Source organism: Mycobacterium sp., from assembly GCF_036490025.1.
Classification (GTDB): Bacteria; Actinomycetota; Actinomycetes; order Mycobacteriales; family Mycobacteriaceae; genus Mycobacterium.
In genome coordinates this window covers 65,731-78,250 of sequence record NZ_DASXEP010000172.1, presented here as the reverse complement: position 1 = coordinate 78,250, position 12,520 = coordinate 65,731, and the positions used below count along the sequence as shown (strand labels likewise).

Annotated in this window: 14 protein-coding genes; 13 read left to right on the top strand and 1 reads right to left on the bottom strand. The window is 65.2% G+C overall.

The genetic code is table 11. The features are described 5' to 3' along the window. Window positions 1-66: 66 nt before the first annotated feature. Window positions 67-708: a hypothetical protein gene (locus VGG53_RS20080; protein ID WP_331519836.1), complete on the bottom strand. Its 642-nt coding sequence runs from the start codon at window positions 706-708 to the stop codon at window positions 67-69. Window positions 709-1,314: 606 nt separating this feature from the next. Here VGG53_RS20080 and VGG53_RS20075 point away from each other — a divergent pair. The 13 genes from VGG53_RS20075 (at window position 1,315) to eccE (ending at window position 12,421) form a co-directional block, all read left to right on the top strand. Further along, window positions 1,315-1,908 carry a hypothetical protein gene (locus VGG53_RS20075; RefSeq protein WP_331519835.1) on the top strand — a complete coding sequence of 198 codons (594 nt, stop codon included), beginning with the start codon at window positions 1,315-1,317 and terminating at the stop codon, window positions 1,906-1,908. Beyond that, window positions 1,898-2,293 (top strand): SdpI family protein, encoded by a 396-nt coding sequence (locus tag VGG53_RS20070; RefSeq protein WP_331519834.1) that lies wholly within the window; start codon window positions 1,898-1,900, stop codon window positions 2,291-2,293. Before VGG53_RS20075 ends, VGG53_RS20070 begins: the two co-directional genes overlap by 11 nt. An 8-nt stretch (window positions 2,294-2,301) precedes the next feature. After that, window positions 2,302-2,991, top strand: coding sequence for a hypothetical protein (locus tag VGG53_RS20065; protein WP_331519833.1), 690 nt, complete (start codon window positions 2,302-2,304; stop codon window positions 2,989-2,991). A 71-nt stretch (window positions 2,992-3,062) separates the two neighbouring features. Next, on the top strand, window positions 3,063-3,614 hold the full coding sequence (locus VGG53_RS20060) for an SdpA family antimicrobial peptide system protein (protein WP_331519832.1): 552 nt from the start codon (window positions 3,063-3,065) through the stop codon (window positions 3,612-3,614). A gap of 21 nt (window positions 3,615-3,635) precedes the next feature. Further along, a complete protein-coding gene (locus tag VGG53_RS20055) occupies window positions 3,636-4,580 on the top strand; it encodes a sporulation-delaying protein SdpB family protein (protein ID WP_331519831.1) in 945 nt (314 codons plus the stop codon). A gap of 179 nt (window positions 4,581-4,759) precedes the next feature. After that, a complete protein-coding gene (locus VGG53_RS20050) occupies window positions 4,760-5,056 on the top strand; it encodes a hypothetical protein (protein WP_331519830.1) in 297 nt (98 codons plus the stop codon). A gap of 80 nt (window positions 5,057-5,136) precedes the next feature. Next, window positions 5,137-5,454 carry a type VII secretion protein EsxD gene (locus tag VGG53_RS20045; RefSeq protein WP_331519829.1) on the top strand — a complete coding sequence of 106 codons (318 nt, stop codon included), beginning with the start codon at window positions 5,137-5,139 and terminating at the stop codon, window positions 5,452-5,454. Window positions 5,455-5,503: 49 nt separating this feature from the next. Next, entirely contained in the window at window positions 5,504-5,797 is a 294-nt protein-coding gene (locus VGG53_RS20040; protein ID WP_331519828.1) for a WXG100 family type VII secretion target, read from the top strand. A gap of 67 nt (window positions 5,798-5,864) precedes the next feature. Beyond that, window positions 5,865-6,701 carry an ESX secretion-associated protein EspG gene (locus VGG53_RS20035; RefSeq protein ID WP_331519827.1) on the top strand — a complete coding sequence of 279 codons (837 nt, stop codon included), beginning with the start codon at window positions 5,865-5,867 and terminating at the stop codon, window positions 6,699-6,701. A 35-nt stretch (window positions 6,702-6,736) separates the two neighbouring features. After that, a complete protein-coding gene (locus VGG53_RS20030) occupies window positions 6,737-7,765 on the top strand; it encodes a MinD/ParA family protein (RefSeq protein ID WP_331519825.1) in 1,029 nt (342 codons plus the stop codon). Beyond that, a complete protein-coding gene (gene eccD / locus VGG53_RS20025; protein WP_331519824.1) occupies window positions 7,765-9,246 on the top strand; it encodes a type VII secretion integral membrane protein EccD in 1,482 nt (493 codons plus the stop codon). Before VGG53_RS20030 ends, eccD begins: the two co-directional genes overlap by 1 nt. Further along, window positions 9,243-10,892 carry a type VII secretion-associated serine protease mycosin gene (mycP, locus tag VGG53_RS20020; protein ID WP_414689011.1) on the top strand — a complete coding sequence of 550 codons (1,650 nt, stop codon included), beginning with the start codon at window positions 9,243-9,245 and terminating at the stop codon, window positions 10,890-10,892. The genes eccD and mycP overlap by 4 nt, the downstream gene beginning before the upstream one ends. Then, window positions 10,889-12,421 (top strand): type VII secretion protein EccE, encoded by a 1,533-nt coding sequence (gene eccE, locus VGG53_RS20015; protein WP_331519823.1) that lies wholly within the window; start codon window positions 10,889-10,891, stop codon window positions 12,419-12,421. The genes mycP and eccE overlap by 4 nt, the downstream gene beginning before the upstream one ends. Window positions 12,422-12,520: the final 99 nt, after the last annotated feature.

The following is a 12,520-nucleotide window of genomic DNA, read 5'->3' as shown; positions in this document are numbered from 1 at the left end:
GATCACGGATTTGAATCTGGAGTATTTCGGGTTCATGTGGCCCAACAACGCCGCGGCGGGGGTGCGCTATGGGGCGGCGTTGGATGGGTTGGGGGCGGCGTTGATGACGCCGTCGTTGCCGGCGGTCTCGGGGGGATCGATTGCGGCGGTGGCGGTCGCGGCCGCCTCGGTCGCCGAGAGTGCCGCGTTGAGTGGGATGCAGGCCGCGGTGGGGATGGTCAGCTCGGGGGCCAGCGCGGTCGCCGGGCCCGCGGCGGCGTTGCCCGCGGCGGCGTTGCCCGCGGTCAGTTCCTCGGGGTCCTCCGTCTCGACCCCGGCGACCAGCGTCCCGGCCCAACCGATGGCCCCGGTGCAGCAGATGGCGCCGCCGACCCCGGCGCAGTCGATGGCCCCAGCACCGTCCTCGGCGGGGATGTTCGCCCCGTCCCCGAACGCGAACCTGATGACCCCGCCGCCAGTACCACCCACGGCCGTACAGCCGCCGATCGCGCAACTGATGCGCCCGCCGACGCCGACGCCGATGCCGGCCGCGCCCGGGGTGACCAGTTTCGTGCCGCCGGCCCAACCGTTCTCCCCGCCCCCGCCACCGAGCGCGGGACGCGCCACCGGCCTGGCCCCGGGCATGCTCAACGCCTCGGCACTGCGCGGCCCGGTCTCGGCCATGCCGCTGACCACCACCGCGGCCACCTCCGGCCTGGCTACCGCCACCCAACCGCTGGCCTACGTGACTCCTGACCCCACCCGACCCACCCCCCCGATGCCGCCCCAACAACCACCGCTGCCCAACAACGGCGACATCGCCCACACCCTCAACCCACCCCCCCAACCCCAACAACAACCACCACCGCAGCACAACCCACCCCAACACCCTCAGCAGCAACCACAACCGCAACCGCAACCACAGCAGCAGCAGATGCCGACCGACGACCCCAGCCAGCCGTCGTATCAGCCGGGCGGCGGCAGTGGGTCCGGCACAGGCGGATCCGGTGGCTCGGGTATGGGCGCAGGGCCCAGCTCCGGCATGAATGGTGGCAGCCAGCTGCCGGATGCGAGTCAACCCGCGCCGCCGCAACATCCCGCGCCGCCTGCGCAGCCTGACGCGAGCCAACCGGCCCCCAGTCATCCTGTGCCGCCTCAGCAGCAGCAACCGGCGCCGAGTCATCCTGCGCCGCCGCAACAGCAGACGCCGCCATCGCCTCCGCCACAGCAGCCATCTGCGCCGAGCCATCCTGCGCCGCCGCAGCCGCCGCAGCCGCCGCAACAGGCGCACTCGGCGGCCCAGCTCGGGCACCCGGCCCAGGTGACTAAGCCGCCATGCGTGTCGGACATGTGATCGCCGACCAAGACCGCGGTTTCTTCAGTCGTTGGCTCTGGCCAATCGCGCTTGGCGCGTTGACCGTTACAGCTCTCGTCTTGGCGGGGCTGGGGGTGCTCAAGCCCCAGGTCGTGGTTTATCCCACGACCGACTTTGCCCGCCTGCCCATCAGCGCAACCACACCCACCACGCCGACAGCCCCGATGTCGTGTGTGTCGCTGCGCCACGTCAACGGCTCACCGAAGCTCGTCGACGAAGCGTGCGGCTCAACTGCAAGCACTTTCCGTGTGATAGGCCGCGTCGGCAATGTCTCCCAGTGCGTGCACGACGCCGACCTCACCTATTCCTCTCCCTCGGGAGCGGTATGTCTTGACTACGACTGGGCCGCCAATCAATGCCTCCAGATCACCAATGACGCCGTGTCTAAAGTGAATTGCGCCGAGCCCGGTGCAATGCTGCCCGAGATGGCGATCATCGGCGCGGTGGATGTCACCTACTGCCGGGACGGTGGAATCGCTCACTCCGTGCGGCATTTCACAGTCTGCACGCTCGCCGGGGACAAAAACTGCAAAGGGAAACCTCATGGAATCTGAACGTCTAGATGCACTGGTGCAGGCAGGCGTGTTGTCTTTTGTCTCGATCCTGGCGACTGTCGTGTTCATCGTGCTCGCCCGGCGGGCGGCTAACGGCCGGCTTGCGCGTAATCAGTGGGTCGGAATCCGCACGCCGTCCACGCTGCGCAGCGATCGGGGTTGGGTGGCCGGCCACCGCGCGGCCCTGCGCTTGACACCGCTATTTCTGCTCATGAATGTCGTGACATGCGGCGCGTTATTCGCGGTTGCACTGTACGTCTCGACGCCCGGCGTAGTCAGGCTTGTCGGATTCGTCGTCATCGCCGTGATACTCGCTCTGGTCGTCTATAGCGCGTACGTCGCGGGAAACGCCGCGAAATCGGCCGATGCCGGCAGTGGCGACTAGCAGTAGCGATGAGGATTTGGATCCTTTTACCTCTCACCGCCACCGCGTTGGCCGGAAGTGTCGCGCTGTATGCGATTCACCCAGAGGCGCCGATGAAACGGCACACCGTGCACGCCTCCTACACAGCGACCGACATTCTCGAATTCCTTGCGTTCTCCGCGGGTCGGGTTGTCGCTGATCACCCCACCTTGGGTGCGGCGCGGGTCGCCAAGTCTCTGCCCGAAGGGCAGGCACGCTCCGCCGCCGAACAGGTAACCAGTTGTATCCACAGCATCGATGCCGCCGCCGGGCCCGCCTTGACCACAGCATTCAATGCTGCTGATCCGCTACGACTCGACAGTGCGCTGCGGCGTATCGACGCTGCAACGGATCGATGGCTCAAGGCGGCACACAAACAAGACGACCCGTGCCCACCGCCGCCCCCGCCACCAAAGGCACCGCCTGGCAAACCGAGCTACCCCATCAAGGTCAATGGCATTGGTCTTTGGAACTACATCGTCCTCGGGGAGAATTTCCTCGCCGTTTGGTTCACTTACATGGGCGCTGTGGCGCTGGCGTACGCCGCTTTGGTAGCAAGCTTCGTGGTGGTTTGGGTGGCCCTGGTACCGATATTGGTCAGCTATCAATTCGAAAACCTTCCAACCGACTTGGATCGTCAGAGCGCAATCGCCACGATCAGCAAAACGCTCCGGTCATGAAAACCGCCATTCTGCGACGCGCCCTACGGCGGTCAGGTCGTGTACGCCGGAGCCTGAAACCAACCGTTGCCGTGGGCATTGGTTTCACGTTGCTGCTCGCATCGGCGGGGATTGTCAGCCTGGTGGCAGCTATGCCGTCAAACATCCTGTGGGGTCATACCCAGGCGACTGTGTTGCGCGCTGAACTCAACACGGTTGCCGGACAGAACTTCGCATTCTTCACCCGGTCACCCGAGACCGAACAGGTTGACGCCTACCGGCTCGGACCGGACGGCACTGTTGGAGCAAGTCTGCTTGTGACACCGCAAGCCAAGGCGGCCAACCTGTTTGGCGTCTCGCGCACCCAACGCGCCCAAGGACCCGAAATGGCGAACCTGATACACAAGGTGCCTCCCGACGCGTGGGCTGACTGCACCTCGCTGGACCGCGCTACGTGTTTTGCTGGGATTCTGCACCGCTCCCAAGTAGAACTGCGCAACGAAAGCCCGGTGCCAACGGTGTGCGGACCGGTTGCACTCACCGCCGAAAGCACCGTGAAGTGGGGATACCGGCGGCTCATCGACGCTCGCTACACCATCGACCAGATCGCCCCGGCCCGCGTCGTTTGCGTCCACGGCCACTAGGACCGGATCATCAACGAGATTGTGCGCGGTGCCGTGGGCCGCGCGCTCAGGTCTGATTACCGGAGTCGGTGGTTCGCGATGGGGCGGACCGTACTGGCCCTGGCTACCGCATCCGAATTGCTATTCACACGACCGCTCGCCCTTTTCACCACGGTGGGTACGATTACCGGCCCGGTATGCACCGTCCACCCTCGGGTGTCGTTGTTCTGCCTGGGGAATTCGCATGAACTCATCGACGCCCGACGATGGCTCGCGATAGTCGGACTTCTGCTGGTCGCCTCCGGATATCGGCCAAGGTATCTAAGTCTGCTGCACCTATGGATCGTCTTTTCGGTCACTACCTCGATCACGTTGCCGGACGGCGGCGATTCGATTGCGCTGATTGTCGTTGCGCTCATCGTCCCCATGTGCGTTGGCGACGGGCGGCGTTGGCAGTGGGCTCCGCCGCAGCAGCGCATGCATCCCAATTGGCGCACGGTCGCCTACTTGAACTTCTGGGCGTTGCGCTTGCAGATCGCCTACGTGTACGCCGATAGTGCCATCGCCAAGATGGGCGTCGCCGATTGGCAGAACGGCTCGGGGTTCTACTACTTCGTACGCGACAAGATGTTTGGGTCCGCGGGTCCTCTCGCACCGCTCTGGATGTGGTTATCAGACCAGAGCCTCACCACGCTGATGATCACCTGGGGGACGATAGTGATCGAATTGGCTATCGCGCTGTTCACGCTCCTGGAGGCCCGGTGGCGGTTGGCGGCGTTCTGGCTCGGATCGGTTCTGCACGCGCTCATTTTCCTGAGCATGGGTCTGTTCAGCTTCTCGCTGGTGATGGTGGCAGTCGCGGCCCTTATCGCGACACCGAATATTCCAGTCTCGAATGGTCAGTGGCAGATATTGCTCCGGGACCGGCAGGAAGAACAGAATGAATCGCTATCGCGGAACGCTCACCAGGATGCAAAGGACACCTGACCATGTACACCGAGCAAACGCCGAACGCTCGCTACGGCAGGATCACGATGCGCATCTGGGTTGCATCAAATGGACTATTGCTCATTGCTGCCACCGCCGGTCTCTGGTTCCTTTCGGCACGTGCCAATAACCGCGGCATCCAACCGAATACGAGTTTGGGCTTCCGAAGCCAACACACATTGGCGTCTTTGCACGGCTGGTACGTCGCACAAAGGGTCGGATTCCACTTTGCCGCCGTCGCCACCACCGTCATCACTGTCGCGGTACTGGTCGTCGTCGTGGTCGCCTACGCCCGCCGGCTCAACCCGATGTGGATCATGATCGGTCCCGTGGTCGGCGGCCTCGCTGTCGGCGGGTGCATGATTATCGCGGGACAGCGCGCCGATCGAGCTGCCGTCGCCGTCGAGAATGCAGCGGCGTATTCGTACGTTGCGCACTCGTTCGGGCAGGTGGAGCCCTGCTACCGGGGGATTTAAAAGGTGAGGTGTGAGACTACCGGCTCGTGCTTACACTAGCGGCACGTTCCGGTTTAGGGGCACTAGCCAAGGGAGAGGCAATGGCACTACTTCAGGTAACACCCGACATGATGCGCTCGACGCAGCAGGCGATCGAGACGGCGTTAGAGCACGCGACGGTCATCGCAAACCAGTACCTGAGCAACCACGAGGCGATGGGCGTTGCTTGGCAGGGCGATGGTTACCAATCCTCGACCACCACAGCGACCAAGGTGCAACACGATCTGGCGCAGGCCGTCACGTGGGGGACCAAGCTGGCTCAGGGACTCGGCAAGGTTGCGCTGATGATGGAGCAGCACGAGGCGGACGCGGCACACAGCTTTGCGGGCTTTGCGGGCGATGCCGGGATCAACGCCTAAGAGCCATTCGACCAATCCATAGAATTCATCGCGAGTTAGGACGCATCAAATGAGCTTCGGAAACATTCAATACGACCACGGCGCTGTCAACGATCTAGCCTCTGGTGTCGGTAACCAGGCGGCGATCCTCATGGAGCACCACGACGACATCAAGCATCGGACCGATCAAATCGCCGGCTTCTTCCAGGGCCAAGCGCATGCGGCTTTCTACGAGGCGCAGATCCAGATGCTCAAGGGCTTCGAGGGCCTCATCGAAACCGTTATGCAACACGGCCAGACGATTCACACGGTGAACGCTTCAGCCCACGCCACGGACATGAGCTCCACCAACTTCTTCGTCTGACGCGAGTCGAAATACTTCAGCTGGGGTGCATGCCATGTGTGCGCCCCAGCGGCTTGGATAGACCGGCATGTTGACCACCACCGTCGACGGACTTTGGGTCCTGCAGGTACTCGCCGGCATCGAGGTGCTCGCTCCTGAGTTGGCGCTGCGCCCGATTTTGCCCAGCTTCGAGACGGCGCAGATGGCGCTGGGACACCCCATCGCCGCCGAACTGCGGGCTGCAGGCGTCATCGACGAGGCGGGCACGGTCGATTCGGTTGTCGCCGAGTGGATGACGGTGCTCGCGCGTCGAGACATCGCGCTGCTCATTCATGTGCGCAATCCTGAGGCGGGCCAACGACCGGCGATGGCGCTACTGGCGCGCTTCGCGCAGTGGTGGGTGGTGATCGAGCGTTCCGAAGAACTGATCCGCATCGGCGGCGCAGGAACCGCAACCGCCGAAGGCGCTGCCAATGCGGTTCTGATTGCCCAGATCGAAAGACTGTGCGGTACGAACACGTCGGCCCCGCTGCGGCCCCTCACGCTGGACGTCGATGCCCTGGTGTCTGGGGTGAACAGCCCGGAATCTCTGAAAAAATTTCTGGCCGGCCAGCAGTTGGACGCCGATCAGAAGCGCATGTTGGTGACCGCCGCCGATCCCACCCGTTCGACTCAGGCGTCGATCGTCGCACTGCAATGCGGTGTGGAAACTGGCCAGCCCACCAGGACGCACGTCGAGCGCAGCGTGGTAACCATCATCGACTCCCCGGAGGGACGACTGGTGGCTGAGCAGGTGCCGTCGGGGGGCAAGAAATGGATGGTCATTGCGCCGGGGTCGGCGACCAACATCGCTGCCGCGATCAACCATATGGTGCGGCGGCTACCAGCCAATGAGGAATGGCATTCCTACCGAAAGGTTGTGTAAGTAAAGGCTATGGCGCGCATGTTAGCATCGGCATCGTGACAAATCCGTGGAACACGCCATCTAATTCGGCGGAGCAAGGCTCGCAACCTGCGAGACAAAGTGCAGGTTCGCGTCCTCAACATCCCGACTCCGTCTCGGGAACGTTGCGTATCTCCGACATGGTTACACCGCGGAAAATCCCGCCCGGATCCGGGTGGCGAAAGTTTCTGTATAACGCGTCTTTTCAGACAATAAATCTAGGTGAATCGCCGGCCGAGCGGCACTACCGCGAATTGCAGGGGAGGATACGCCGCCACATCCGCAAGCAATACGTCGTCGGGGTGGTATCCGGAAAGGGCGGCGTCGGTAAAACCACGCTGACGGCGTGCATCGGCGCGGTGTTCCGCGAATGCCGTCCGGAGAACGTCGTCGCGATCGACGCCGCCCCTGGGTTCGGCACACTCGCCGGCCGGATCGATGAGGCTCCGCCGGGGGATTACTCGGCCGTGTTGAACGATACCGACGTGCAGGGGTATGCCGATATTCGGGAGCACTTGGGGCAGAACAGCTTAGGACTCGACGTGCTGGCGGGAAATCGGGCATCCGACCAACCCAGGCCGCTGGTGCCGTCAATGTTCGCGGGGGTGCTTTCGCGTCTCCGTCGCACCCACAACGTCATCGTGGTGGACACCTCGGACGACCTCGAGCACCCGGTGATGAAGGCGGTGTTCGACGCCTGCGACACCCTGGTTTTCGTTTCGGGGCTGACCGCCGACACTTCCTTGCCAGTGACGCGTTCCATCGACTTGCTGCGGTCGATGGGATACCACGAATTGGTATCGCGCAGCATGGTGATTCTGAATGACAGCCGCGATAAATACGATTCTGACGCGCGTGCTTATCTCACTGAGCGCTTTGGGCAGTCGGGCGCGACAGTCGAATTCATGCCGTTCGATCCGCATTTAGCTAAAGGCGGGATCATCGACACGCAGCATGAATTGCAGAAAAAAACACGATTGCGACTATTCGAGATCACTGCGGCGTTGGCGGACAAATACGTACCGGACGCTGACAGGCCACGTTAATGCCGAAAGTCGCATTTCCGGCGCGTTGCGCAGTTGCGGTCGTATGTGGCGAACACCTTGTCTCGCAGGTCTATCCGGCATCGGTGCCGGTGGAGGTGTTCGTCGACAATATCGTCGAGCTGCTCAACGATGAGCTCAAGCGTCGGGGCCTGACCGGTCTGGAATCCGGAGTCGGCTACGAGCTACACAAGGCCAACGGTGTGCGTCTCGACGTCACGAAAACCCTCGACGAGCTCGGCGTAGAAGACGGTGCCACCCTGGTACTGGCTCCGGTCGTGGAGGGCGACTCGTTCGAGCCGCAGTACGAGTCGTTGTCTACCGGATTGGCCCGCGCCGGCCAGAAGCTGTTCCAACCGGTCACGGCCGTGACCGCGGCGCACACCTCGCTGGCGGTCCTGGCGATGCTCTCGGCGGCCTTGTTCGGGTTGGCGCTGCGCGTCCGCGTTGCCGGTGACTCGATGGCGCCAAGCCTTGTGACCGGCGCGACCGGCCTGCTGGCCGCCGGCGCTGCCGGGGTCGTGGCCAAGTGGTGGCCGCAGCGCAGCGACCTGATCGACGGGTTTGCCTGGCTGGCGATACCGCTGCTCGCGGTGAGCCTGGGTACGGCCGCACCGGGCAAGCTCGGAGCGGCCCACGTATTCATCGCCGCTCTGGCGGCCGGGGTACTGACAACCGGCCTGGCCGTGGTGACGCAGCGCCACATCAGCGTGGCAGCGACGGTTGTGGCGCTGAGTGCCATCGGAGGCCTGGTCGCTGCGGTGCGGATGTGGCGACCGGTACCTGCCCAGTGGATGGGGATGCTCACGCTGGTGGGCCTGCTGTTCGTGCTGACACTGGCGCCCACCATCGCGTTATGGGCGGCACGGATCCGGCCGCCGTACTTCGGGTCCGTGACGGGGCGCGACCTCTTCCAGCGCAGCGCGGGACTGCCGGTCGACGCGGTGTCGCCCGTGGATGAGGCGCTCGATGAAGAAGTAAGCCCGGACATCACGCCGCGCGGGGCGCAGATCGCCGCCGGCGCCGTGCGGGCCAACAGCGTGCTGACCGGTATCTGCGTGGCGGCAGGAGCGACGCTGCCCGCCGCCGTCTGGGCCACGCTGATGCCGGGCCGCGGTCGCAGTGCCGCGGCATTGGTTCTGGCCGGGCTGTTCGTGCTCATTTTCATCAGCCGCGGACGGGCCTTCGCCGACAAGCGCCAGGCGGTCGCGCTGGTCTGCGGGGCCGTGGCCGCAGTGTGCGCCGCTGTCATCAAATACGTTGTCCATGAGCCGGCGAGCGCCGGAGGTCCGCTGCTGTGGGGCGCGCTGATCCTGGGTTTGTTCGGCGCCGCCGGCCTCGTCGCGGCGTTGCTGGTGCCGATCACGCGCTTCACGCCGCTGGTGCGGATGATCGCCGAATGGCTGGAGATCGCCGCGATCATCGCGGCGCTACCGATGGCGGCGTGGATCGGCGGGCTCTTCACCTGGGTGCGCATGCGATGACGCATGCGTTTGCGACGCGGCGAATTGCCGCCCTGACGATGGTCGGCCTGCTGGTCGGGCTGCCAACGACTCTTCCGCTGGCTCAAGCGATTCCACCACCGGCCGTTGATCCCGGCAGGGTGCCTGCGGACGGTAAACCCGCTCCGGATCAAGCAATGAGGCAGAGCAACATCTGCGCGCGGACCATCACCGTCGCCGAACCGAATGTGGCGGTGCCCGCCCCCGGCTACATGATGCTCAACGTCGCGAAAGCCTGGCAGTACTCGACGGGTAACGGGGTGCCCGTTGCCGTCATCGACACCGGCGTCAACCCCAGCCACCGCCTCCCGGTGGTGCCGGGCGGGGACTACGTCATGGGCGGCGACGGGCTGATGGACTGCGACTCGCACGGCACGATCGTGGCCTCGGTGATCGCCGCGGCGCCCCAGGGCGCTCCCATGCCCGCGGCGATGCCGGCCGTCCCCGCGTTCCCGCCACCGGCGGGCCCACCGGCAACCGACGCCGCGCCTCCACCCCCCGGCGGGCCGCCGGCGCCGGTCGCGCCGCCGCCGCCGCCCTCGCCGGTGACGATCACCGAAACCAAGCCCGCTCCGCCGCCCCCGCCGCCACCACCGCCGGATGAACCATCGAATGGGCCGGGCGATCCGGTCGCCGGCGCTCCCGACGACCCCGAAGTTCCGCCACCTCCCCCCGGAGCGCCGGACGGGGTCGGCGGGGTGGCTCCGCACGCGAGAATCATCTCCATCCGCCAGTCATCGCGGGCCTACGAGCCAGAACGGCCGGGCGGCGGAGATATGGAAGCCCGGAAAAAGGCCGGTACCATCGCCTCGCTGGCCAGCGCGATCGTGCACGCGGCCAACATGGGCGCCAAAGTGATCAATGTCAGCGTCACTGCATGCGTGTCTGCTGCCGACCCGATGGACCAGAGCGCCATCGGGGCCGCCGTCTGGTACGCGGCCACTGTCAAGGACGCGGTGGTGGTCGCGGCCGCCGGAAACGAGGGCGAGGACGAGTGCGCCCAGAACCCGGCCTTCGACCCGCTGGACGCGTCTGACCCCCGCGACTGGCATCAGGTCAAGACGGTGTCCTCGCCGTCCTGGTTCTCGGACTACGTGCTTTCCGTCGGCGCAGTGGACAACACCGGCGCCCCGATCAAAAAGAGCTTGGCGGGGCCGTGGGTCGCCGCGGCGGCCCCAGGCGTCGGGATCATGGGGCTATCCCCGCAAACCGGCGGGCCGGTCAACGCTTATCCGCCTATCCGGCCCGGCGAAAAGAACATCCCATTCTGGGGAACGAGTTTCTCGGCGGCCTACGTCAGTGGGGTGGCAGCGCTGGTGCGGGCGAAATACCCGGCGTTGACGGCCCATCAGGTCATCAACCGAATTCTGCAGACGTCGCATAATCCGCCACGTGGGGTCGATAACCAGGTCGGCTACGGGGTCGTGGACCCAGTCGCCGCGTTGACCTTCGATGTGCCGCCCGGAGACCGGCTCGCACCGGGCGCCCAGAGCCGGCTGATCGTTCCGGCCGCGCCGCCGCCACCGCCGGATCACCGCGCGCGCAATGTCGCATTGGTGTTTGCCGGGGTCGTGCTGGCCGTGGTTCTGATCGCCTCGTTGATCGCCCGGGCCCGGCAAGAGCGATGACGGCCACCACAAAGCTCGCAGTCATCGTCGGCGTGCTCGCGGCCGGCATGATCGGCTGGATCGTGGGCGGATACCCCGGCGCGGCAACGGGTTTGGCGCTGGGCGTAATCGTGGGCGTGATCCCGTGGCGCCGTCACCAGCTGTGGTCGTGGCTGATCTTGCTGCGCCGGCGCGGACGCGCGATCGTGCTGAATGAACCCATCACGGTGGCCAACGACCGTTCTGGTGGCGGGGTGCGCTACCAGGATGGCGTCGCGGTGGTGGCCGTGCAGCTGCTCGGGAAAGCGCATCGGCCGACGCTGTTCACCGGCTCGACGGCGACCTTCACCGCAAACACCGTCGACGTCGCCGAGTTGCTGCCGCTTCTGCACCAGAGCCTGGGTCTGGCGGTCGACTCGCTCAGCGTGGTCAGCGTGGGGTCCCGGCGGCGTAGCACCGGTGACTATCCCCGTGTCTACGACACGTTGATCGGCACCCCTCCCTACGCCGGACAGCGCGAGACGTGGCTGATCGTTCGGATCTCGGCATTGCCCAATGCCGAACCGCTGCAGCGGCGCACCTCGATCGGCACCGCGACGCTGGCCGCTGCCCAGCGGATCGCTGCGGCGTTGCGGCAGAACGGTATTCGCGCGAAGGTCGCGACCGCTATCGACATCGTCGAGCTGGAACGGCGGCTGGGCAACTCAGCGTTGAGCGCCCATCACCAGCGGTGGCGCACGACTCGGGGCGAAGGTGGATGGCTGACCACTTACTGGTACCGGCCGGGTGACATCAACGCCGAGAGTTTGGCGAACGCCTGGGCGCTACGCGCCGACGGGATCATCCAGAACATCACCGTTTTCGAAGACGGCAGTGTGACCGCAACGGTGACCGTGCGTAGCGCACAGCCCCCGACAGCTCCGCCGAGCGTCATGTTTCGGATCCTGCCGGGGGAGCAGGCACGCGCGATCGCCGCCAACCTTTGCGGGCCGATGCCGAGGTTGCAGGGTGTTCGCCGCGGCGTTCTCAACCGGCCGCTGGTCATTCCGATCGGGCCCTCAGGTGTGTTGCTGGGCAAGGTCGACGCGGGTAACCGCTTGATGCTCCCCCTCGACGACCCGGGAGAGTTCAGTCGCGTGCACATCGCCGCGCAGGACGCACTGGCCAAGCGAATCGTCGTGCGGCTGGCAGGGGCCGGCGAACGCATCACCGTGCACACCCGTGATCTGCAACGTTGGGCCAGTGTGCGGATGCCCGACATCGCGGTGGGCAACCAGGTCAGACCGATTGCCGGTACCACCGTCAGCGTCGTCGACGGGACGGTCACTCCCGCGCCGCGGCCGAACACGCTGATCTCCATCGGTGAGCCGGGCACACCGTACCGGGGTTCCGCCGATGTCCTGATCACCCAAATCGGACCGGCGACGGTCGACGTGACGGCGGCTGGACAACTGCACACCGTTGAGGTCGAGTTGTTTCGGGCCGAGAATCGGTACATATCCTTGGAACCGACGAGGATCGGATCGACCGAGCTCGAATCGGTGGACTAGACGATGACCGCGCCGGGGCAATCCATCCCGCAGCGATGAAGAGGAGCGGCGCTTGACCACCAGTACCAACACCGTCGCCGCGCGCAAGCGGTTCGATCA

Bases quoted from the DNA above. Each gene is read 5' to 3' on its own strand.
- VGG53_RS20040 (WP_331519828.1), top strand. From the start codon at position 5,504: ATGAGCTTCGGAAACATTCAATACGACCACGGCGCTGTCAACGATCTA.
- eccE (WP_331519823.1), top strand. From the start codon at position 10,889: ATGACGGCCACCACAAAGCTCGCAGTCATCGTCGGCGTGCTCGCGGCC.
- VGG53_RS20065 (WP_331519833.1), top strand. From the start codon at position 2,302: ATGAGGATTTGGATCCTTTTACCTCTCACCGCCACCGCGTTGGCCGGA.
- VGG53_RS20045 (WP_331519829.1), top strand. From the start codon at position 5,137: ATGGCACTACTTCAGGTAACACCCGACATGATGCGCTCGACGCAGCAG.
- mycP (WP_414689011.1), top strand. From the start codon at position 9,243: ATGACGCATGCGTTTGCGACGCGGCGAATTGCCGCCCTGACGATGGTC.
- VGG53_RS20075 (WP_331519835.1), top strand. From the start codon at position 1,315: ATGCGTGTCGGACATGTGATCGCCGACCAAGACCGCGGTTTCTTCAGT.
- VGG53_RS20035 (WP_331519827.1), top strand. From the start codon at position 5,865: ATGTTGACCACCACCGTCGACGGACTTTGGGTCCTGCAGGTACTCGCC.
- eccD (WP_331519824.1), top strand. From the start codon at position 7,765: ATGCCGAAAGTCGCATTTCCGGCGCGTTGCGCAGTTGCGGTCGTATGT.
- VGG53_RS20070 (WP_331519834.1), top strand. From the start codon at position 1,898: ATGGAATCTGAACGTCTAGATGCACTGGTGCAGGCAGGCGTGTTGTCT.